The following is a 17,911-nucleotide window of genomic DNA, read 5'->3' on the forward strand; positions in this document are numbered from 1 at the left end:
GTTTGCCCTTGCCCCCAGCCTCCTTTTCGGGGAGATTGCGGCCCTCGAAGCCAGGACTCTCTGAAACCATGAACGCGCCTTCTTCATCGTCCCGCCAGATCGTCTGGTCCAGCGTCATCACCGTCATCAGCGCCGCCATCCTGATCGGCGCGGAGGTGTTCGGCGCGGCGTTTGCCGGCGGCTGGGCGCTCGCGATCCTGTTCGGGCTCGGCGACCAGGGCGCCCATAGCCTGCAGGCCGTGCTGTTCGCACTCGGCGTGCTCGTGATGACCGCCTTCATCCGCGGCGCTCAGCGCATCGAGCCCTTCACCAAGCGCGGCTGACGCGTCTCGCGCGTGGGCAGCACGCGCTGCGCGGCGAAAACTTAACGCGCGTTCATCTTCCGCGTCGCTCGCGCAACAGTGCGCAAGCAGATGTTAGGCAATCCTGTCCGCAGCCTAAAAAAATTCTTGCGAACCAGAGTCAAAACGCTTATGTGCGGACTTGCCCAATTTCGCACGTGCCTGTGGTCGTGTGTCAGTCGGTAGGTATCCGGACAAGAGGCCGGACAGCCGCCAAGGGGTGAAGAAGCCGAGGGGCTCTTCGGAAGTGCGGAAGTCGAGACTGAAACGTCGAGCGACCGAAGCAAACCCGGAGCGCCCAGCATCTCTCTCAAAGAGATGCCATGTCGAAGGTAACTTCGCTCTTTGCAACCGTGACTGGCAGCCGGAGGCGAACCGGCGCACCCCGCTCTCAACGGGGGACGCGACTTAAAGCAACGACGGATCGGGCTTTTTTGGTCTCTACCGGCAGTCCAACGCCGGCGCGGGCTACTGAAAAGGCTTGTCCTTCATTGCCAGGTGAGCGGGCGGGAAACTCTCCCAACCAATCCACGGCAGCACAGTCTGGTTTGAGTTTTTTGGCCCCAGCGCGCCTCCATCGCGCGATGCGGCCGAAGCACTCTCATCAGACGTCACGTTGATACGGCTCCCGTCGCTGGGACCGTTGGAGAGTGCCATGACCGAACGTATCCAGGAATTCCTGCGCAACCGCCGCAACGAAGGCCTCGACACCGAGCCGTGCCTCGTCGTCGACCTCGAGGTCGTGCGCGACAATTACCAGAGCTTCGCCAAGGCGCTGCCCGACAGCCGCGTGTTCTATGCCGTCAAGGCGAACCCGGCGCCGGAAGTGCTGGCCTTGCTGGCGTCCATGGGCTCCTGCTTCGACACCGCCACGGTCGCCGAGATCGAGATGGCGCTGGCTGCGGGTGCGACGCCCGACCGCATCTCCTTCGGCAACACGATCAAGAAAGAGCGCGACATCGCTCGCGCCTTCGCGCTCGGCATTCGCCTGTTCGCGGTCGATTGCGCCGCCGAGGTCGAGAAGATCGCCCGCGCCGCTCCCGGTGCAAAGGTGTTCTGCCGCATCCTCTATGACTGCGCCGGCGCCGAGTGGCCGCTGTCGCGCAAGTTCGGCTGCGACCCGGAAATGGCGGTCGAGGTGCTCGACCTCGCCAAGCGCCTGGGCCTGGAGCCGTGCGGCATCTCCTTCCATGTCGGCTCGCAGCAGCGCAAGGTGAAGGCGTGGGACCGTGCACTGGCGATGGCCTCGCAGGTGTTCCGCGACTGCGCCGAACGCGGCATCAACCTGTCCATGGTCAACATGGGCGGCGGCTTCCCGACCAAGTACCTGAAGGACGTGCCGCCGGTCGTCACCTACGGCCGCTCGATCTTCCGCGCGCTGCGCAAGCACTTCGGCAACCAGATCCCGGAGACCATCATCGAGCCGGGCCGCGGCATGGTGGGCAACGCCGGCATCATCGAATCCGAGGTCGTGCTCATCTCGAAGAAGAGCGATGAGGACGAGGTGCGCTGGGTGTACCTGGACATCGGCAAGTTCGGCGGTCTCGCCGAGACCATGGACGAGTCGATCCGCTACGCCATCCGCACCCGTCACGACGGCGCGGACATGACCCCGTGCGTGCTCGCAGGTCCGACCTGCGACAGCGCCGATGTGCTGTACGAGAAGACCCCGTATCCGCTTCCGGTGACGCTCGAGATCGGCGACAAGGTGCTGATCGAAGGCACCGGGGCTTATACGTCGACCTACTCGTCGGTGGCGTTCAACGGCATTCCGCCGCTGCGGACGTACCACATCTGATCCGCCTCTCTTTTCCAGAGGCCTGACGAACCCGGGAGCCGGTCCGCCGGCTCCTCATCCAACATCTCGATTTCTGACGACGTCTTGGACAGGCGTGCTGTGCGCACGCCGGTTCAAGCGGGGACTGACGTGCCATGACTGCTCCTCGGAAGCCGCAAGTTGCCCTCACCTCGAAAGCCGCTCCGTTCGTGATCCGTGCGGAACGTGCTGGAGACGTCGCGACGCGTGAAGCGCTGCTCGATGCCTGCTTTGGCGAGAACCGCCATGGCCGCACCTGCCAGCGCCTGCGCGACGGACGCGCGCCCGCTGCAGGCCTTGCCCTGTCGGCGATGCGCGAGGGCAAGCTCGTGGGAACCGTGCGGCTGTGGCATGTCAGCGCCGGAGGCAGGCCCGCTCTGGTCCTCGGACCGCTGGCGGTCGACCCTGCCTGCCGCGAGCTCGGGATCGGCGCCGCGCTGATGCAACAAGCGCTGGCTGCCGCCCGGGCGCGCGGGCATGGCGCCGTGATCCTGCTCGGCGATGCCCCCTATTACGCCCGCTTCGGCTTCACAGCCGAGAAGACCGCCGAGCTGTCGCTGCCCGGCCCGTTCGAGCGCAACCGCCTGCTGGCGATCGAGTTCACTGATGGCGCGCTTGATGGCGCCGCCGGGATGATCGTCCCGACCGGCGCGGCCCTGCCCAAACGGAGGTCGGTTCGCGCGCCTGAGGCGCACGCGGCCTGAGGGATCGCTCGTGTAGCGACGACCGCAGCCGCATTGAGCGGCAACGCCCTGCCGCGCCTGCGCGAGGCCCGTTCCTTTGGGGTTGCGCAGGCGCCGGAAACGCCCTTTAACCCCGCGAAACACCCCCTTCAGTCGAGGCCCATGACCATGTCCCGTCGCCTGATCTCCACCGGCTCCCCGCTCGAGAAGTCCGTCGGCTACAGCCGTGCCGTGATCGACGGCGAGTTCGCCTTCGTCGCGGGAACGACCGGCTATGACTACACCACGATGACGATGCCATCAGATGTCACGAGCCAGTCACGCAACTGCTTCAAGACCATCGCCGCCGCCCTGAAGGAGGGCGGATTCGAGATGGCCGATATCGTCCGTGCGACCTATTACGTGACCGACGCCAGCTATATCGATGCCCACTTCGCCGTCTGCGGCGAGGTCCTCGGCGACATCAGGCCGGCGGCGACCTTGCTGGTCGTCTCTGCCCTGGCGAGGCCCGAGATGAAGGTCGAGATTGAAGTCACCGCCAAGCGCCGCAGCATCTGACAAGCCCTGCAGCGCCTGATCCATCCCTCACTGCCAGCACGTTCCGGAGAATCCATCCCATGAGCCCTCCCTCGCAGATCTACGCGAAGATCACCGGCCCCATCGTCATGGTCGGCTTCGGCTCCATCGGCAAAGGCACGCTGCCCCTGATCGAGCGGCATCTGGACTACGACAAGTCGCGCATCACCGTGCTCGATCCCAAGGACGAGGGCCGCAAGGCGCTTTGCGAGAAGCACAATGTCCGCTTCATCCAGAAGGGGCTGACCAAGGACAATTACCGCGAGGTGCTGACCCCACTGCTCACCGAGGGCGGCGGCCAGGGGTTCTGCGTCAATCTGTCGGTCGATACCGGCTCGACCGACATCATGGAGCTCTGCAACGAGCTCGGCGCGCTCTACATCGACACCGTCAACGAGCCCTGGCTTGGCTTCTATTTCGATTCCTCGAAGGGTCCGGAAGCGCGCTCCAATTACGCGCTACGCGAAACGACGCTGGCCGCCAAGAAGGCGCGCCCCGCCGGCTCGACCACAGCCATCTCCTGCTGCGGCGCCAATCCCGGCATGGTCTCCTTCTTCGTCAAGCAGGCGCTGCTCAATGTCGCCGCCGATCTGAAGCTCAATGCACCCAGGCCGAAGACCAAGGGCGAATGGGCGGATTTGATGCGGCAGGCCGGCATCAAGGGCATCCACATCGCCGAGCGCGACACCCAGCGCTCGAAGAAGCCGAAGGAGCCGGACGTCTTCGTCAACACCTGGTCGGTGGAAGGCTTCCTGTCGGAAGGCATGCAGCCATCCGAGCTCGGCTGGGGCACCCACGAGAAATGGATGCCCGAGAATGCGCACACCCATGAAGCCGGCTGCGGCGCTGCCATCTATCTGATGCAGCCCGGCGCCAACACGCGCGTGCGCACCTGGTGCCCGACCCGCGGCGCCCAGTATGGCTTCCTCGTCACCCACAACGAGTCGATCTCGATCGCCGATTACTTCACCGTGCGCGATGCGTCGGGCAAGGCGATCTACCGGCCGACCTGCCACTATGCCTACCATCCGGCCGACGATGCCGTGCTGTCGCTGCATGAAATGTTCGGCCGCGCCGGGAAGATGCAGGAGAAGCACCACATCCTCGACGAGAACGAGATCGTCGACGGCATCGACGAGCTTGGCGTGCTGCTGTTCGGCCACGACAAGAACGCCTATTGGTTCGGCTCGCAGCTCTCCATCGAAGAGACCCGCGAGCTCGCGCCCTACCAGAACGCCACCGGCCTGCAGGTGACCTCCGCCGTGCTCGGCGGCATGGTCTGGGCGCTGGAGAACCCGAACGAAGGCATCGTCGAGGCCGACGAGATGGATTTCGAGCGCCTGCTCGAAATTCAGCTGCCCTATCTCGGCCCGGTGAAGGGCTTTTATACCGACTGGACGCCGCTGACGGATCGTCCGGGACTGTTCCCGGAGGACATCGACACCAGCGATCCCTGGCAGTTCCGGAATATTCTGGTGCGGTGAGGCGGGCTCTCTCCGCCCGTCATTCCGGGGCGCGCCACTTGGCGCGAGCCCGGAATCCATCGGGCGGCAGACTCTGCAGGTAAATGGATTCTCCGGTGCGCAATTGCGCACCGTAGTTCGCGCTTCGCGCGCCCCGGAATGACCGGAAAAACTACTTCTTCTCCATCGGCGGCGCGATCTTCTCGGCCGGGGCCGGCGGCAGCGCCGGTTTGGCCGCACCAGCCGCGCCCTGAGTCTGCGGATCCGGCCGTGCCGGCTCGGGGGCCGGCGTGGTCGGGCGATCACCGCCGGGCTTCGCCTCCGCGGGCACCTTGCTCTGTTCGTCGGACGGGGTGCCCTGGAGCGGGGGCGTCGCCTGCGCCAGCTGCATGCGGCTTTCGGCGCGGATTTGCGCTAGGGACATCACCGACACCGCAACGCCTGCTGCGAACAGCGCACCGGCGATTGTCAGGTTGAGCTTCAGTCTACGTTTGTCATCTCGGCCGGGCATGTCGATCACCGCCTTTGTTCGCGGAATCAACGAAACTGGGGCGCGCCGGTTCCGGAACCTGAAAACGCGCGGAACCCACCCGCACGCGCCAAAACGCCGCGCTACTCCGTCGTGCTGACTTCCCATGTTGCATGCCGGACGCCTGGCAGATGCTGCAGATCGGTCGCGACCGCGTTCAGCTCGTTCGGGTCGACCGCGGTCGCAACCAGCTTGGCGGCGATCTCCAGAATGCCCTCGCTGATCTCGGCGACTTCGATATCGGCCACGGCATATTTCGCCGCTTCGAGCTTGTCGACGAGGCGGTCACGCATGTCGGGCAAGGCGTCGGCCGCAACTGCGAGCTTGAAATAGTAGGTCGCCTCCAGCGCCTTCTCGTTCAGCGGGATGCGGTTGATGGCGTTGACCAGCGGGCGCAGCATGGTGTTGCCGGCGATGACGAACACGGTCAGCGCGGCCGCCTGTGCGATCATGTCGGCGCCCGCACAGGAGCCGACCGCGGCCGAGGCCCACAGCGTCGCCGCGGTGTTGAGCCCGCGCACATCCATGCCCTGCTTCATGATGACGCCGGCTCCCAGGAAGCCGATGCCGGAGACGACATAGGCGATCACCCGGACCGCGCCGTCGGCGCCATCCAGCTGCATGGCGAGATCGACGAAGGCGGCAGCGCCCACCGCGACCAGCACGTTGGTGCGCAGCCCCGCGGTGCGCTGACGGTATTGCCGTTCGGCGCCGATCAGCGTGCCCAGCACGAAGGCCGTGATCAGGCTGACCAGGGTGTCGCCAAAGTCGGCAAGCTGGAAGGTCGTCAGAAATCGCATGGTTCCCTATACGGCGGGAACCATGACAGATTAAAGCTCGAGCAGACCGCCGTCCCCATTTTCGTCGGCAAAGGCCAGCAGCGTGCCTTTGGCGTTCCAGGCGATCGCGGCCACCGGCGGCGTGCCATTGCGGCGGACCAGGATCTCCGCGCCATCCTCCAGACGGACCATCAGCACGGTGCCATCGCTGTAACCGGCGGCGAGGATGTCGTTCTTGGGATGACAGGCGACCGCGGAGACGCGCGCCTGCAGCGGCGCGAGCATCGCGGGCTCCTTGCCCATCGGACCGTCCTTGCTGCCGAACGGCCAGATGATCACCGTGTCGGCGCCCGACGTCGCCAGCCCCTTGCCGCCGGCGCTCCACGACATCGAGCGGACGCGGCCGGGATAGCCGGTCATGCGCATGTGCCTGTTGTCGGCGAGCCGCCAGCCGTGCAGCGCCGGCTCGTGCATGGCGGTGACCAGGAATTTGTTGTCGGGGCTGAAGGTGACCGCGTGATGCGAGCCGGCCCAAGGCAGGAATTCGGCCGATCCCGCCATGTTCGGAAACCACAGCGTCACGCCGTTGTAATGCGCGATTGCGAGCCGCAGGCCCTTCGGCGCGAAGGCAAGGCCGCCGACCGTCGAGGGCACGTCGATCGACTTCTCCTCAGCCTTGCCGCTCTTGACGGTCGCGGTCTTGCCGGCCGACCAGGCGAACGCGCCGTCGGCGTGCAGCGCCACCGCGTCGATCCAGCGCCGCTTGGGATCGGTGGCGAGCAGCGTCACCTCGCCCTTGGCATCGATCGAGACGACCTTGCCGTCGTCGCCGCCCATGACGAGGCGCTTGCCGTCGGAGGCGGTCGAGAGAATGCCGCCGCTATGCACGGCAACCGTGGTGATCTCGCAATTGGCATCGACGAATGCGACGTTCTCCTCGCCGCCGACGAAGGCGGCGCGATCCTTCAGGAAATGCACCGAGGTCACGGCCATGCCGAGCGCAATCGGCTGGACGCGGTCGGTGACGGAAACGATCGAAGCGGACTCGGGCGCTGGCGTAAACTCTTTCATCACGAGACGATGCAGCTCTCGAAACCCTTGCGGATCGCCTCTTCGGGCAATTCGCGGCCGATGAAGACGAGGCGGCTCTCGCGCGGCTCGCCCTCCTTCCACTTCCGCTGGTGGTTGCCCTCCAGCATCATGTGGACGCCCTGGAAGACGTAGCGATCGTCGTCGTCGAGGAAGGCGAGGATGCCCTTGGAGCGCAGGATCTTGCCGCCCTCGACCTGCACCAGGTTCTGCAGCCAGGGCATGAACACGTTGGGATCTAGCGGCTTGTCGGTCTTGAGCGAGAGCGATTGCATCTCCTCGTCGTGATAGTGCTTCAGGCCGTGGCCGTGATCATGGTGATGGTGATCGTGGCCGTGATGGTGGTGATGATCATGATCGTGGTCATGATCGTCGGCCTCCAGGAAGTCAGGCTCGATGTCGAGGATGCGGTCGAGGTCGAATGCGCCGCGGTCGAGCACGTCGGCCAGCGCCACCGCGCAGCGCTCGGTGCGATGCAGCTTCGCATAGGGATTGATGCCGCGGATGCGGGCCTCGACCTCGGCGAGCTCGCCCTTGTTGACGAGGTCGGTCTTGTTCAGAACGATGACGTCGGCAAAGGCGATCTGGTTCTTGGCCTCTGGTGCATCCTTCAAACGGTCGGACAGCCATTTGGCGTCGGCGACCGTCACGACCGCATCGAGCCGGGCGTTCTTCTGCACGTCCTCATCGACGAAGAAAGTCTGCGCGACGGGGGCGGGATCGGCAAGACCGGTGGTCTCGACGATGATGGCGTCGAACTTGCCCTTGCGCTTCATCAGGCCGTCCATGATGCGGACGAGGTCGCCGCGCACGGTGCAGCAGATGCAGCCGTTGTTCATCTCGAACACTTCCTCATCGGCGCCGATGATGAGGTCGTTGTCGATCCCGATCTCGCCGAATTCGTTGACGATGACGGCGTATTTCTTGCCGTGGTTCTCCGACAGGATGCGGTTGAGCAGCGTGGTCTTGCCGGCGCCGAGATAGCCGGTCAGCACGGTCACGGGAATCTTCTGGGAGGTCGCGTCAGACATAACAACTCCGGACTTCAAGGCTTTTTCGCGCGACGCGAGGCGGGGTGGCCCCTGCCCTAATGGTCAAGCGCGCTGGTCAGGGCCTTTATATTGTGCCTGACCATGTCAATGTAAGTGGGTGCAGGGCCCTTTTCGCCGGTCAAACCGTCCGAAACCAGGGTGCCACCGACCTTGGCGCCGGTCTCGGCGGCGATCCGCCGGATCAGGCGATCGTCGCTGATATTTTCAAGGAACACGGCCGGGATTTTCTGGGCCTTGATCTGGCCGATGATGGCGGCGATATCTCGCGCGCTCGGCTCGCTCTCCGTGGAGACGCCCCGGGGGGCGATGAACCGGATACCGTATTCGCTGGAGAAATAGCCGAAGGCGTCATGGGTGGAGATCACCTTGCGCCGCTCCGGCGGGATTTTTGCGACAGCGTCGCGGACCTCGCGGTCGAGGGCTTCGAGCTTTTCCAGATAGGCCTTGGCCTGGGCGCGGAAGAACTCCGCATCGTCAGGAACGGCCGTGGCGAGCGCGCTCGCAATGTCGGTGACGTAGATCTTGGCGTTCAGGATGGACTGCCAGGCGTGGGGATCAGCGGCCGAGCCCAGCTTCAGCGGCGCGATGCCGGCGCTTGCGGTGATCACCTTGGCCTTGCTCCCTGCGGATTGCACGAGGCGCGGCAGCCAGCCCTCCAGCCCGAGCCCGTTGACGATGACGAGCTTCGCCGCCGCGACCCGCTTGGCATCGCTAGGGGCCGGCGTATAGACGTGGACGTCGCCGTCGGGCCCGACCAGCGTCGTCAGGTTGATGCGGTCGCCACCGACATTACGGACGAAATCGCCGAGGATCGAGAAACTCGCGACGACGTTGAGCCGCTCCGCGGCCTCAAGCGGCGAGGCGATCAGCAACAGCGCACAAACCAGGATGAGCCGCATCGTCATGCTTCCAGATGCCGGCCGGGAAACAGCTGCCGGACGATGCCGCCGACGCGGCCGAACAGGACGGAGACGATGTAGAGCACCGTCGCTACCAGAATGATCGCGGGACCCGAGGGCACGCGGGTCTGGAATGAGAGCACGAGGCCGGCATAGCCGGAGACCCCGGCAGCAATGACGGCGATGCAGATCATCGCGGTGAGATCGCGCGACCAGAACCTTGCGATGCCCGCAGGCAGGATCATCAGCCCCACCGCCAGCAGCGTGCCCAGCGCCTGAAAGCCGTTGACGAGGTTGATGACGACCAGCGCGAGGAAGGCGAGATGGGCGGGGCCACCGGCGCGGCTCACGGTGCGCAGGAACAGGGGATCGACGCTCTCGATCACCAGCGGGCGGTAGATCACCGCGAGCACCAGCAGCGTCACCGTGGCGTTGAAGGCGACCACCAACAGCGTCTGATCGTCCATTGCGAGGATGTTGCCGAACAGCACGTGCAGGAGATCGATGTTGGTGCCCTTGATCGAGACGATGGTGACGCCGAGCGCAAGCGAAGCGAGATAGAAGGTCGCGAGCGAGGCGTCCTCCTTCAGCCCGGTCGAGCGTGCGACCACGCCAGCGAGGATCGCGACGGCAAAGCCGGCGACCAGGCCGCCGGCCGTCATCGCGAACAGATTGAGGCCGGAGAGCAGGAAACCAACCGCCGCGCCAGGCAGGATCGCGTGCGCCATGGCGTCGCCGACGAGGCTCATCCGCCGCAGCATCAGGAACACGCCGATCGGCGCCCCCGCCAGCGCCAACGCGATCACCGCGGCGAGCGCGCGCCGCATGAACTCGAATTCGGTGAACGGACCGATCAGCGCGTCATAGAGCATCGGATATCAGGCCGCCCGCGAGCTGATATCATCGGCCGCGCAGGCCGCCGCGCTGTCGTCGAAGGCCTCGCACATTCGCATCGCGACCAGCAGATTTTCCGGCGTCAGCACCTCCGCCGTCGGGCCCCACGCGACCGGGCCGCGCGCCAGCACCAGCGTTTCGGCGAAGTGGTTGCGCACCATCTCCATGTCGTGCAGCGCGGCGAGCACGGTACGGCCCTCGCCGTGCCAGCGCTTCACCAGCGCGAGCAGATCGGCGGTGGTCTTGCTGTCGATGGCGTTGAAGGGCTCGTCGAGCACGATCAGGCTGGCATCCTGGAGCAGCACACGGGCGAACAGCACGCGCTGCATCTGACCGCCGGAGAGCGTGCCGATCGGGCGGTTCTCGAAACCGCTGAGGCCAACTGCTCCGATTGCCCGGAGAATCTTGTCGCGCGCGGCCTTGCCGATGCCGCCGAACAGGCCTGTGCCACGCCACAGCCCGGTGCCGATGAAATCGAACACCGAGATCGGGAAGCTGCGGTCGATCTCCGCGCTCTGCGGCAGATAGGCGATGTCGCGGGCGTCGAGCCCGCCGAGATGGATCGTCCCGTCGAGCGGCTTGAGGATGCCGACGATGCCGCGCAACAGCGTCGACTTGCCGGCGCCATTCGGGCCGATCACGGCGACCAGCGCGCCCGGCGCGACCTCGCCGCTGAGATGATGCACGGCGGGGTGCCGGTCATAGCCGAGCGTGACGTTGTGAAAGTGCAACGCTGCCATCGTCACCTCATCGCCAGCAAGACGATGCCCCACAGCACGGCACAGACCGCGAGCGCGGCCGCGAGACGGCCCGCCATGGTCATGCGCAGGATCGACCAAGGCGCGGTCTGGGTCGGATGCGGCGACGTCGCATCGTGGACATGGGCGTGGGCGTGATCGTGCCCGTGCGAATGTCCATGGCCGTGACCATGGGAATGGCCATGAGCATGGTCGTGCTGGTGGGCGTGGGACGCGGCGGGAGCCATTTGCGGACGTTATATTATAACATTACGCCTGTCCACGGCGGGACTGACATCGCGGCTCAGGGCTTGCCGATCACCATGGCGATGGCGGCTGCCACGAATGGGAACGGCACCGAGACGGCGCAGCGGAACCAGACGAAACGGGCGGGCATGAACGGGATCTCCCACAAGATCACCCGCTGGAAGGCGAACAGCGCCCAGGCGACGACATAGGCAACCACCTGCGGCACCCCGCCCCCCGACTTCAACGCCACGGTGCCGATGGAGAAGCCGACCACGGGACCGCCGGGCGTGGCGGCGCCGGCGACCACGGCGGTGGCAACCCCGAGCCAGCCGCTATCAGGGCCGAGCCAGCCGGTGATCACCTCTTGCGGGATGATAGCGGCGATGTAGCCGGAGCCGATCACGCCAAGCGCAATCCGCGGCACGATGTTGACGAAATCCATCGTGCCTTCGCGCAGCGAGGCCACGAACACCGGGCGCCCACGACGAAAGGCGATCAGCCCGACGCCGAGCACCGAGCCCCACAGCAGGATGTCGATCAGAAGCGCTGCGCTCAACTCTCGTCGTCCTTCGCGAGCGGCTTCGGATAGAGCCTGACATAGACGAAGCGGCCGAGGGCGCCGGCGAGCACCGGCAGCGGCAGCGAGATCACGATCCGCCACAGCGTGAAATCGGTGCCCATGATCGGGATTTCCCAGGCGACCGCCCGGCCATAACCGATCAGCGTCCAGCTCACGACCATGGCTATGGTGGCGCCGAAATCGGCGCCGACCGCGAGCAGTGCGCTCGCGACCGGATAGGCGGTGAAGGGACCGCCGGGCAGAATCGCGCCGAAGGCGGTGCCGATCAGCAGGCCCATCAGGCCGGATTTCGGCCCGAGCGAGCGCGAGACCTTCTCGTGCGGCAGGATTTCCGAGATAAAGGCGCCGAGCAGGCAGCCGGCGAGCACGCGCGGCAGGATGCCCGAGAACAGCGAGAGATCGTGGGTGAGGATGTCCAGAACGCCGTCAGTGCCGTCCCGCCGCCAGACCAGTGCAGCACTCACCGCCACCAGAGCTGCGATGATGACGGTCGACCAGCCGATCGGCTTGCGGACCCGGCCCGGCCGCGGCTCGGATTCCGCGTCGCCGCCAGGCACCGGATTGTTCGGGGAAGGTTCTGACAACGGGCTGGGTCGCTCGAGGGTGATGCCCGTTTTGATTAAGGGCGGTGTTCCCCCGATGCAAACGGTGTGACGACAGACCCATGCGCGCGCCACGCAGGGCAATTCCGCACAGCAAAAAGGCGGTCGCGCCTGCGACCGCCTTTGTTTCTGTCATTCCGGGGCGGCGCGTCAGCGCCGAACCCGGAATCCATCGGGCGTCACCCGAGCAGACAAATGGATTCCGGGCTCGCGCTTCCCGCGCCCCGGAATGACACCTGTCACGCCTTCTCGAACAGGGACTCCACGTATTCCCAGTTCACGAGGTTCTCGACGAACGCCTTGAGATAGTCGGGACGGCGATTGCGATAGTCGATGTAGTAAGAGTGCTCCCAGACGTCGCAGCCGAGGATCGGTGTGGCGCCGTGCACCAGCGGATTCTCGCCGTTCGGGGTCTTGGAGATCTCGAGCTTGCCGTTCTTGACCTGGAGCCAGCACCAGCCGGAGCCGAACTGGCCGACGCCGGCCGCCTGGAAGTCGGTCTTGAACTTCTCGAAGCCGCCGAGGTCCTCGTTGATCTTCTTCTCGAGCTTGCCCGGCAGCTTGGTGCCGCCGCCATTGGGCTTCATCCAGCTCCAGAAGTGGATGTGGTTGTAGTGCTGGCCGGCGTTGTTGAACACCGCGGGGTTCTTGCCGAACGAGCCCTTGACGATCTCTTCAAGGGACTTGCCTTCCCATTCGGTCCCCTTGAGCGCGTTGTTGCCGTTGGTGACGTAGGCCTGATGATGCTTGTCGTGGTGATATTCCAGCGTCTCCTTCGACATGTACTGGCCGAGGGCGTCATAGGCGTAAGGAAGTGGGGGCAGCGTAAAGGTCATGGCTTCTTGTCCGCAACTGGTGGGGAACGAGTTCTAACGGTCACCCCTTATAGAAGGTTCCGCGGCCATTAAATACCTCAGAATTTGCGAAAAGGCGTGACTTGGCGCGTCCTGCTTGAATGCACAAATTCGCCGCAACCCGGCCGCCGTGATCAGACCTGCGGTTCGCTGTAAAATATCATTGCCTTTGAGGCGCTTAAGACAGAACAAACGCGCGAAGAAGCGGAGCTGTGGAGGACGAGGCCATGAGCATCGAGATCGACATATTGAACGGCGACGCCTCGTGGCCGAGGGCCGAGCCGCTACTTCAGGCGGTCTGGGCACCGCAGTTGGTCGCAGGCAAGCCCTGGGCTCATGTCAAATGGGCCAATGCCGATCTCCGCGTGCTGGTCGAGACGCCCGAGGATGGTCTCGTGTGCCATGTCGGCATCTACTTCCGCACCATCACCTGGAATGGACAGAAGGTTCATATCGGCGGCATCGGCGGCGTCTCGACGCGCGAGGACCAGCGCGGCCGTGGCTATGCGACCGTGGCGATCGACGCGGCGGTGCATACCATGCGCGCCAACGAGGCGGTTCGGTTCGCCCTACTGGTCTGCGAGCCGCACAATTTCGCGTTCTACGAGGCCCGGAGCTGGCTGCCGTTCAAAGGCGAGGTCTATTGCGAACAGCCGAAAGGGCGGATTCGGTTCACCTACATGGCGCCCTATGTCTTCCACATCGTGCGCGCGCCGACGCTGGGCACCATCGACCTATGCGGCCTGCCGTGGTGAGCCCTGCGTGAGCCAGGGCTGCGCCGGCCGGCTCATTCTCTTATAATATGTCGGTCATCATTTAATTTTCCGCCCGGTGAACATGACGATCGACGCCCCCGCAGATGCCGTCCCGCCGGTTGCGCCGGTCGCCTCCCCCATCGCGAGCCTCCTGACCGCGCCGATCCTGCCGACGCTGCTGCGGCTCGCGATCCCCAACATGATCGCGATGGTCGGCAGCACGCTCGTCGCAGTGGCTGAGACCTCCTATATCGGCCGGCTCGGCACCATCCCGCTCGCCGCGATCGCGCTGGTGTTTCCGTTCGCGATGCTGACGCAGATGATGAGCGCGGGCGCGATGGGCGGCGGCGTCTCGTCCGCAATCAGCCGCGCCCTCGGCGCAGGGGATCGCGACCGCGCCGCCACGCTGGCGCTGCATGCCGCCATCATCGGCCTTTGCGGCGGGCTGTTCTTCACGGTGATGATGCTCGCCTTCGGCCGCTCCTTCTTCGCGCTGCTCGGCGGACGCGAGCGCGTGCTCGAGGAGGCCAGCGGCTATTCGCAGGTGCTGTTCTCCGGCGCGGTCGCGATCTGGCTCGTCAACACGCTGGCCTCGGTGATCCGCGGTACCGGCGACATGCGCCTGCCTTCGATGATTCTGATCGGCGCGAGCGCGCTGCAGATCGTGCTCGGCGGCACGCTGGGGCTCGGCCTGTTCGGAGTGCCGCAATTCGGCATGCCGGGCGTGGCGAGCGGGCAGCTGATCGCGTTCAGCTGCGCGGCGATCTTCTTCATCTGGTATCTGTTGTCGGGGCGCAGCCGGCTGCCGCTGGATGTCCGCGCCTTTCATTTCGAGCGCGCGATGTTCCTGGACATTCTCAAAGTCGGCGCGGTGGCCTGCCTGTCGCCGCTGCAGACCGTGCTCACCATTCTGATCTTCACGAAGATCCTCGCGACCTTCGGCACCGAGATGCTGGCCGGCTACGGCATCGGCTCGCGGCTGGAATTTCTGCTGATCCCGATCACCTTCGCCTTCGGCATCGCCTCGGTCCCGATGGTCGGCATGGCGATCGGCGCCGGGCATGTGAAGCGCGCGCGGCGTGTCGCCTGGACCGCGGCTGCCGCCTCGGGACTCACGGTGGGGCTGATCGGTCTCGTCGTTGCGCTCGCGCCGTCACTGTGGGTCGGGCTCTTCACCCGCGATCCCGGCGTCACCGCCGCAGCGCACAGCTATTTCCACTGGGCCGGTCCGGCCTTCGTGTTCTTCGGCATGGGCGTGTCGCTTTACTTCTCCTCGCAAGGCGCCGCACGCGTCGGCGGGCCCGTGCTCGCCTCGACGGCACGGCTTCTGATCGTCGCGATCGGCGGCATCGGACTGATGACCGCGCAGGCTCCGGCCTGGACCCTGTTCGCGCTGGTCGGGGGCGCCATGGTCGTGTTCGGGCTTTCGACCGCCGCCTCGGTCGCATTCGCGCGCTGGGGCAAATGATCGCAGGCAAATAAGCGCCGGCAGATAAGCTCAGAGATGTGATTCCCTCGGGCGTTGCGCGCGCTCGATTTGCTGCTATGGAGTCGCCTCCATTCCAGGGCTCCTCTCCATGACATTCAGATTCGTCGCTCTCACCGTCATTCTGGCTGCGCTGATCGGTGCGCCTTCCGCCCATGCGCAGAGCGCCGACGGGACTTGGCTCACCCAGGCGGGCGATGCGCGCGTCAAAATCAGCAAATGCGGCGGCGGCATCTGCGGCCACATCGTCTGGCTGCGCGAGCCCATGGACAGCGCGACCGGCCAGCCCGCCACCGACAGCAAGAATCCCAATCCCGCGCTCGCCAGGCGCCCGATGATCGGCCTGCCATTGTTCAGCGGCATGGAGCCGACGGGACCGAACAAATGGTCGGGCCAGATCTACAATGCGGACGACGGCAGCACCTATGCGAGCAACATCAGCCTGACTGGCGCGGACGCGCTGCGGGTCGAAGGCTGCGTCGGCGCGCTCTGCGGCGGTGAGACCTGGACGCGCGCGGGGCGCTAACCCGCTGCCATCATCGCCTTCAACGCCGTCGCCGCCGAGGCATAGCCGCCGCGCGCGCCGTCGATGAAATGGACGTGATCGCTGCGCAGCGCCGACGGCGCGAAGCAGGTCATCATCGCAGCGTCCTGCTGGTAGAGGCCGTAGCGCACGATGCCCTCGCGCGCAGCGGCTTTGAGACGATCGTTCAACGCGCGCTCGAGCTGCGGCGTGCAGTCCAGAATCATGCGCAGGCCGTCGTCGTATTTACGGAAGTCCGAGTTCTCGACCACCTGCCGCTTGTAGAGGCTGGGCACGAAACCGCCGATCTTGATGTCGAAGCGCATGATGAAATAGGCGAACAACGTATAGGCGAGTACGCTGGCTCTGCGCGCGAGCAGCGGACCCCCGCGCCTGGTTCGGGCCTCGAATTCCACGCCCTGCGGCGGCCATTTCAGCGGCAGCCCCTGCGGCGGCACCGGCCGGCCGCCCTCCGGGCTGCGCTCGACGAGATGAATGATGTCCTCGATCACCCTGCGGAAGGCCACCTGATCGACGCCGCGCGCCGGCATCACCAGCACCGACAGGATCAGGCCGCGCGCCGCCGGCATCACCTCGAAACGACACGACAGGCCCGAAAGGTCCGGCTGCGTGCCGGCGGGCGCCTCATCGACGGCAAACTCGCCGCGCTTCATCGCGGCGTCGGCCCAGGCGAGCCCGCCGCCCGAAAACATCGCATAGGACAGGTTGGCCGACGGCCCGAACCGGGCGACGCGCACATCGAGGCCGTGTGTGCGAATGACGCTGACCGGCACCAAGGCGACGCGCAGGGTCAGATCGAGGCCTTCGCGCACCCAGGTCGCGGTCGCAGCCAGCGCCTGGCGGGCAAGCTCGACGTCGTCTGGCGCCACCGCGAAGCTGGCGCCGTCGCCGCCGAACACGAAGGGAAATTCCCGCCCCTCCAGCGCATTGGTCACCGCCGCGATCACGGCGGCACCCGCCATGTTCACGGCCTTGTAGCGCTGCGCCGCGATCGCCTTGGTCGAATCGACGATATCGGCAACACCGATGCTCCAGTCGTCCGGCAGCGGCGCATAAAGCGCAGGATCCATCAGGCTGGTGAAGCCTCGGAAGACGGGAATGCCGCCATAGAAGGACTCGCCTGAGCTCATCGGGATTGCCGGACTGTTGGAATGCGAAGCAAGATACGTGGCAGGATCGATCCGGGTTCGCTGGCTCGCGCCCCCTTTCGATCATTGGCCGAAAGTGGCCCGGACAACAAGATGCGGCCGCCTTGCAATGCCTCGGCGGGATCATTGATCGGCATCAAACGGCCATCCGGGGAGAGCGGCTATCGTCGGTCGGCTCCAAGGGGTTGCATGGGAAAATCGAGGTGTCCGACTTCAGCAGCAAGGACTCCACCTCTCCGGTCCGCCGGCGCACGGGTGTCGACCCGATTAGCGCGGTGAAGATGCCGGAAAGATTGACGGAGGCGGTCGATGCCTGGGCTGAAGCTCACCGCCTGACCCGCTCGGATGCGATCTGCAAGCTGATCGAGCTGGGGCTGAAGTTGGCACTCCCCGTCTCCGCGCCCGCGCACCCGGTCGTATCGGACGCGACCAAGATCGAAGAGATCGCAGTGCATGAGATCGAGTTACTGCTCGATCCGGCATTGCCGCCAGACGAGCGCGAGCGCCGCATTCGCCGCCTCACCGAAGGGCCGCCGGAATTTTCACACGAACGATTCGACCTGCCGAAGCAGCGGCCGTGAGCGGCTAGTGCAGCTTCTCGTCCTGACGCTTGCGCAGCTGGGATGCAGGGACGTCGTGGCAGCCGATCAGGCGCACGAATTGCTGTGGATACGCCTCGTGGCCGTGATCGCCGGAATTCTGATGCGACATCGGCGGGCAGCGGACCCCATCCGACTTCACACGCACCGGCTCTTTCAGGGCCCGGCTTGAAGCGGTCATGTCTGAAGTGGCCATCGACTGCTCCCCTTCGTTTAGGGCAGATCGATTGACGTAA

22 protein-coding genes are annotated in these 17,911 nt (G+C 65.5%); 9 read left to right on the forward strand and 13 right to left on the reverse strand.

Going from position 1 to position 17,911, the window contains the following annotated elements:
* Positions 1-68: 68 nt before the first annotated feature.
* From I6F16_RS14825 to I6F16_RS14845, 5 genes are all read left to right on the forward strand, one after another.
* Entirely contained in the window at positions 69-323 is a 255-nt protein-coding gene (locus tag I6F16_RS14825; RefSeq protein WP_225173832.1) for a hypothetical protein, read from the forward strand.
* Positions 324-996: 673 nt separating this feature from the next.
* Entirely contained in the window at positions 997-2,139 is a 1,143-nt protein-coding gene (locus I6F16_RS14830; RefSeq protein WP_035997723.1) for a type III PLP-dependent enzyme, read from the forward strand.
* A gap of 134 nt (positions 2,140-2,273) precedes the next feature.
* The gene (locus I6F16_RS14835) at positions 2,274-2,861 is read left to right on the forward strand and encodes an N-acetyltransferase (RefSeq protein ID WP_035997718.1); all 588 of its coding nucleotides are present in this window, start codon (positions 2,274-2,276) and stop codon (positions 2,859-2,861) included.
* 147 nt (positions 2,862-3,008) lie between these two features.
* Complete coding sequence (locus I6F16_RS14840; protein ID WP_036036634.1) at positions 3,009-3,398, forward strand: RidA family protein; 390 nt, start codon at positions 3,009-3,011, stop codon at positions 3,396-3,398.
* A gap of 59 nt (positions 3,399-3,457) precedes the next feature.
* A complete protein-coding gene (locus I6F16_RS14845; protein WP_035997714.1) occupies positions 3,458-4,900 on the forward strand; it encodes a homospermidine synthase in 1,443 nt (480 codons plus the stop codon).
* Between the two features lie 151 nt (positions 4,901-5,051).
* On the opposite strand, the gene I6F16_RS14850 is transcribed toward I6F16_RS14845, so the two are convergent.
* The 11 genes from I6F16_RS14850 to I6F16_RS14900 form a co-directional block, all read right to left on the reverse strand.
* Entirely contained in the window at positions 5,052-5,390 is a 339-nt protein-coding gene (locus I6F16_RS14850; protein ID WP_192893073.1) for a hypothetical protein, read from the reverse strand.
* 101 nt (positions 5,391-5,491) lie between these two features.
* Entirely contained in the window at positions 5,492-6,208 is a 717-nt protein-coding gene (locus I6F16_RS14855) for an MgtC/SapB family protein (RefSeq protein ID WP_036021362.1), read from the reverse strand.
* Positions 6,209-6,238: 30 nt separating this feature from the next.
* Positions 6,239-7,258, reverse strand: a complete 1,020-nt coding sequence (locus I6F16_RS14860) for a WD-repeat family protein (protein WP_036021360.1) — start codon at positions 7,256-7,258, stop codon at positions 6,239-6,241.
* Positions 7,258-8,307 (reverse strand): GTP-binding protein, encoded by a 1,050-nt coding sequence (locus I6F16_RS14865; RefSeq protein ID WP_036021358.1) that lies wholly within the window; start codon positions 8,305-8,307, stop codon positions 7,258-7,260. The genes I6F16_RS14860 and I6F16_RS14865 overlap by 1 nt, the downstream gene beginning before the upstream one ends.
* 56 nt (positions 8,308-8,363) lie before the next feature.
* Positions 8,364-9,227 (reverse strand): metal ABC transporter substrate-binding protein, encoded by an 864-nt coding sequence (locus tag I6F16_RS14870; RefSeq protein ID WP_225111708.1) that lies wholly within the window; start codon positions 9,225-9,227, stop codon positions 8,364-8,366.
* Positions 9,228-9,229: 2 nt separating this feature from the next.
* Positions 9,230-10,099, reverse strand: a complete 870-nt coding sequence (locus I6F16_RS14875) for a metal ABC transporter permease (protein WP_035997704.1) — start codon at positions 10,097-10,099, stop codon at positions 9,230-9,232.
* A 6-nt stretch (positions 10,100-10,105) separates the two neighbouring features.
* Entirely contained in the window at positions 10,106-10,861 is a 756-nt protein-coding gene (locus tag I6F16_RS14880; RefSeq protein WP_225111624.1) for an ABC transporter ATP-binding protein, read from the reverse strand.
* A 2-nt stretch (positions 10,862-10,863) separates the two neighbouring features.
* Positions 10,864-11,106: a hypothetical protein gene (locus tag I6F16_RS14885; RefSeq protein ID WP_225111623.1), complete on the reverse strand. Its 243-nt coding sequence runs from the start codon at positions 11,104-11,106 to the stop codon at positions 10,864-10,866.
* A gap of 56 nt (positions 11,107-11,162) precedes the next feature.
* A complete protein-coding gene (locus I6F16_RS14890; RefSeq protein ID WP_036036588.1) occupies positions 11,163-11,663 on the reverse strand; it encodes a hypothetical protein in 501 nt (166 codons plus the stop codon).
* Positions 11,660-12,271 carry a permease gene (locus I6F16_RS14895; RefSeq protein ID WP_225111622.1) on the reverse strand — a complete coding sequence of 204 codons (612 nt, stop codon included), beginning with the start codon at positions 12,269-12,271 and terminating at the stop codon, positions 11,660-11,662. Before I6F16_RS14895 ends, I6F16_RS14890 begins: the two co-directional genes overlap by 4 nt.
* Before the next feature lie 257 nt (positions 12,272-12,528).
* Positions 12,529-13,125: a superoxide dismutase gene (locus tag I6F16_RS14900; RefSeq protein WP_027573470.1), complete on the reverse strand. Its 597-nt coding sequence runs from the start codon at positions 13,123-13,125 to the stop codon at positions 12,529-12,531.
* 245 nt (positions 13,126-13,370) lie between these two features.
* On the opposite strand from I6F16_RS14900, the gene I6F16_RS14905 reads away from it, so the two are divergent.
* The 3 genes from I6F16_RS14905 (at position 13,371) to I6F16_RS14915 (ending at position 15,910) form a co-directional block, all read left to right on the forward strand.
* Complete coding sequence (locus I6F16_RS14905) at positions 13,371-13,898, forward strand: GNAT family N-acetyltransferase (protein ID WP_225111621.1); 528 nt, start codon at positions 13,371-13,373, stop codon at positions 13,896-13,898.
* Positions 13,899-13,980: 82 nt separating this feature from the next.
* Positions 13,981-15,366: an MATE family efflux transporter gene (locus I6F16_RS14910; protein ID WP_035997689.1), complete on the forward strand. Its 1,386-nt coding sequence runs from the start codon at positions 13,981-13,983 to the stop codon at positions 15,364-15,366.
* A 109-nt stretch (positions 15,367-15,475) separates the two neighbouring features.
* Positions 15,476-15,910: a DUF2147 domain-containing protein gene (locus I6F16_RS14915; RefSeq protein WP_225111620.1), complete on the forward strand. Its 435-nt coding sequence runs from the start codon at positions 15,476-15,478 to the stop codon at positions 15,908-15,910.
* Here the strand turns inward: I6F16_RS14915 and I6F16_RS14920 are convergent.
* Positions 15,907-17,058: a DUF3095 domain-containing protein gene (locus I6F16_RS14920; protein ID WP_225173833.1), complete on the reverse strand. Its 1,152-nt coding sequence runs from the start codon at positions 17,056-17,058 to the stop codon at positions 15,907-15,909. The genes I6F16_RS14915 and I6F16_RS14920 overlap by 4 nt on opposite strands.
* A 221-nt stretch (positions 17,059-17,279) precedes the next feature.
* On the opposite strand from I6F16_RS14920, the gene I6F16_RS14925 reads away from it, so the two are divergent.
* Positions 17,280-17,657, forward strand: a complete 378-nt coding sequence (locus I6F16_RS14925; RefSeq protein WP_051056810.1) for a hypothetical protein — start codon at positions 17,280-17,282, stop codon at positions 17,655-17,657.
* A 4-nt stretch (positions 17,658-17,661) separates the two neighbouring features.
* Here I6F16_RS14925 and I6F16_RS14930 read toward each other — a convergent pair whose 3' ends face one another.
* Positions 17,662-17,871 carry a hypothetical protein gene (locus I6F16_RS14930; RefSeq protein WP_225111618.1) on the reverse strand — a complete coding sequence of 70 codons (210 nt, stop codon included), beginning with the start codon at positions 17,869-17,871 and terminating at the stop codon, positions 17,662-17,664.
* Between the last annotated feature and the right edge of the window lie 40 nt (positions 17,872-17,911).

The organism is Bradyrhizobium sp. IC4060 (genome assembly GCF_020193715.1).
GTDB lineage: Bacteria > Pseudomonadota > Alphaproteobacteria > Rhizobiales > Xanthobacteraceae > Bradyrhizobium > Bradyrhizobium yuanmingense.

Bases quoted from the DNA above. Each gene is read 5' to 3' on its own strand.
- I6F16_RS14825 (WP_225173832.1), top strand. From the start codon at position 69: ATGAACGCGCCTTCTTCATCGTCCCGCCAGATCGTCTGGTCCAGCGTC.
- I6F16_RS14830 (WP_035997723.1), top strand. From the start codon at position 997: ATGACCGAACGTATCCAGGAATTCCTGCGCAACCGCCGCAACGAAGGC.
- I6F16_RS14835 (WP_035997718.1), top strand. From the start codon at position 2,274: ATGACTGCTCCTCGGAAGCCGCAAGTTGCCCTCACCTCGAAAGCCGCT.
- I6F16_RS14840 (WP_036036634.1), top strand. From the start codon at position 3,009: ATGTCCCGTCGCCTGATCTCCACCGGCTCCCCGCTCGAGAAGTCCGTC.
- I6F16_RS14845 (WP_035997714.1), top strand. From the start codon at position 3,458: ATGAGCCCTCCCTCGCAGATCTACGCGAAGATCACCGGCCCCATCGTC.
- I6F16_RS14850 (WP_192893073.1), bottom strand. From the start codon at position 5,390: ATGCCCGGCCGAGATGACAAACGTAGACTGAAGCTCAACCTGACAATC.
- I6F16_RS14855 (WP_036021362.1), bottom strand. From the start codon at position 6,208: ATGCGATTTCTGACGACCTTCCAGCTTGCCGACTTTGGCGACACCCTG.
- I6F16_RS14860 (WP_036021360.1), bottom strand. From the start codon at position 7,258: ATGAAAGAGTTTACGCCAGCGCCCGAGTCCGCTTCGATCGTTTCCGTC.
- I6F16_RS14865 (WP_036021358.1), bottom strand. From the start codon at position 8,307: ATGTCTGACGCGACCTCCCAGAAGATTCCCGTGACCGTGCTGACCGGC.
- I6F16_RS14870 (WP_225111708.1), bottom strand. From the start codon at position 9,227: ATGCGGCTCATCCTGGTTTGTGCGCTGTTGCTGATCGCCTCGCCGCTT.
- I6F16_RS14875 (WP_035997704.1), bottom strand. From the start codon at position 10,099: ATGCTCTATGACGCGCTGATCGGTCCGTTCACCGAATTCGAGTTCATG.
- I6F16_RS14880 (WP_225111624.1), bottom strand. From the start codon at position 10,861: ATGGCAGCGTTGCACTTTCACAACGTCACGCTCGGCTATGACCGGCAC.
- I6F16_RS14885 (WP_225111623.1), bottom strand. From the start codon at position 11,106: ATGGCTCCCGCCGCGTCCCACGCCCACCAGCACGACCATGCTCATGGC.
- I6F16_RS14900 (WP_027573470.1), bottom strand. From the start codon at position 13,125: ATGACCTTTACGCTGCCCCCACTTCCTTACGCCTATGACGCCCTCGGC.
- I6F16_RS14905 (WP_225111621.1), top strand. From the start codon at position 13,371: ATGAGCATCGAGATCGACATATTGAACGGCGACGCCTCGTGGCCGAGG.
- I6F16_RS14910 (WP_035997689.1), top strand. From the start codon at position 13,981: ATGACGATCGACGCCCCCGCAGATGCCGTCCCGCCGGTTGCGCCGGTC.
- I6F16_RS14915 (WP_225111620.1), top strand. From the start codon at position 15,476: ATGACATTCAGATTCGTCGCTCTCACCGTCATTCTGGCTGCGCTGATC.
- I6F16_RS14920 (WP_225173833.1), bottom strand. From the start codon at position 17,058: ATGAGCTCAGGCGAGTCCTTCTATGGCGGCATTCCCGTCTTCCGAGGC.
- I6F16_RS14930 (WP_225111618.1), bottom strand. From the start codon at position 17,871: ATGGCCACTTCAGACATGACCGCTTCAAGCCGGGCCCTGAAAGAGCCG.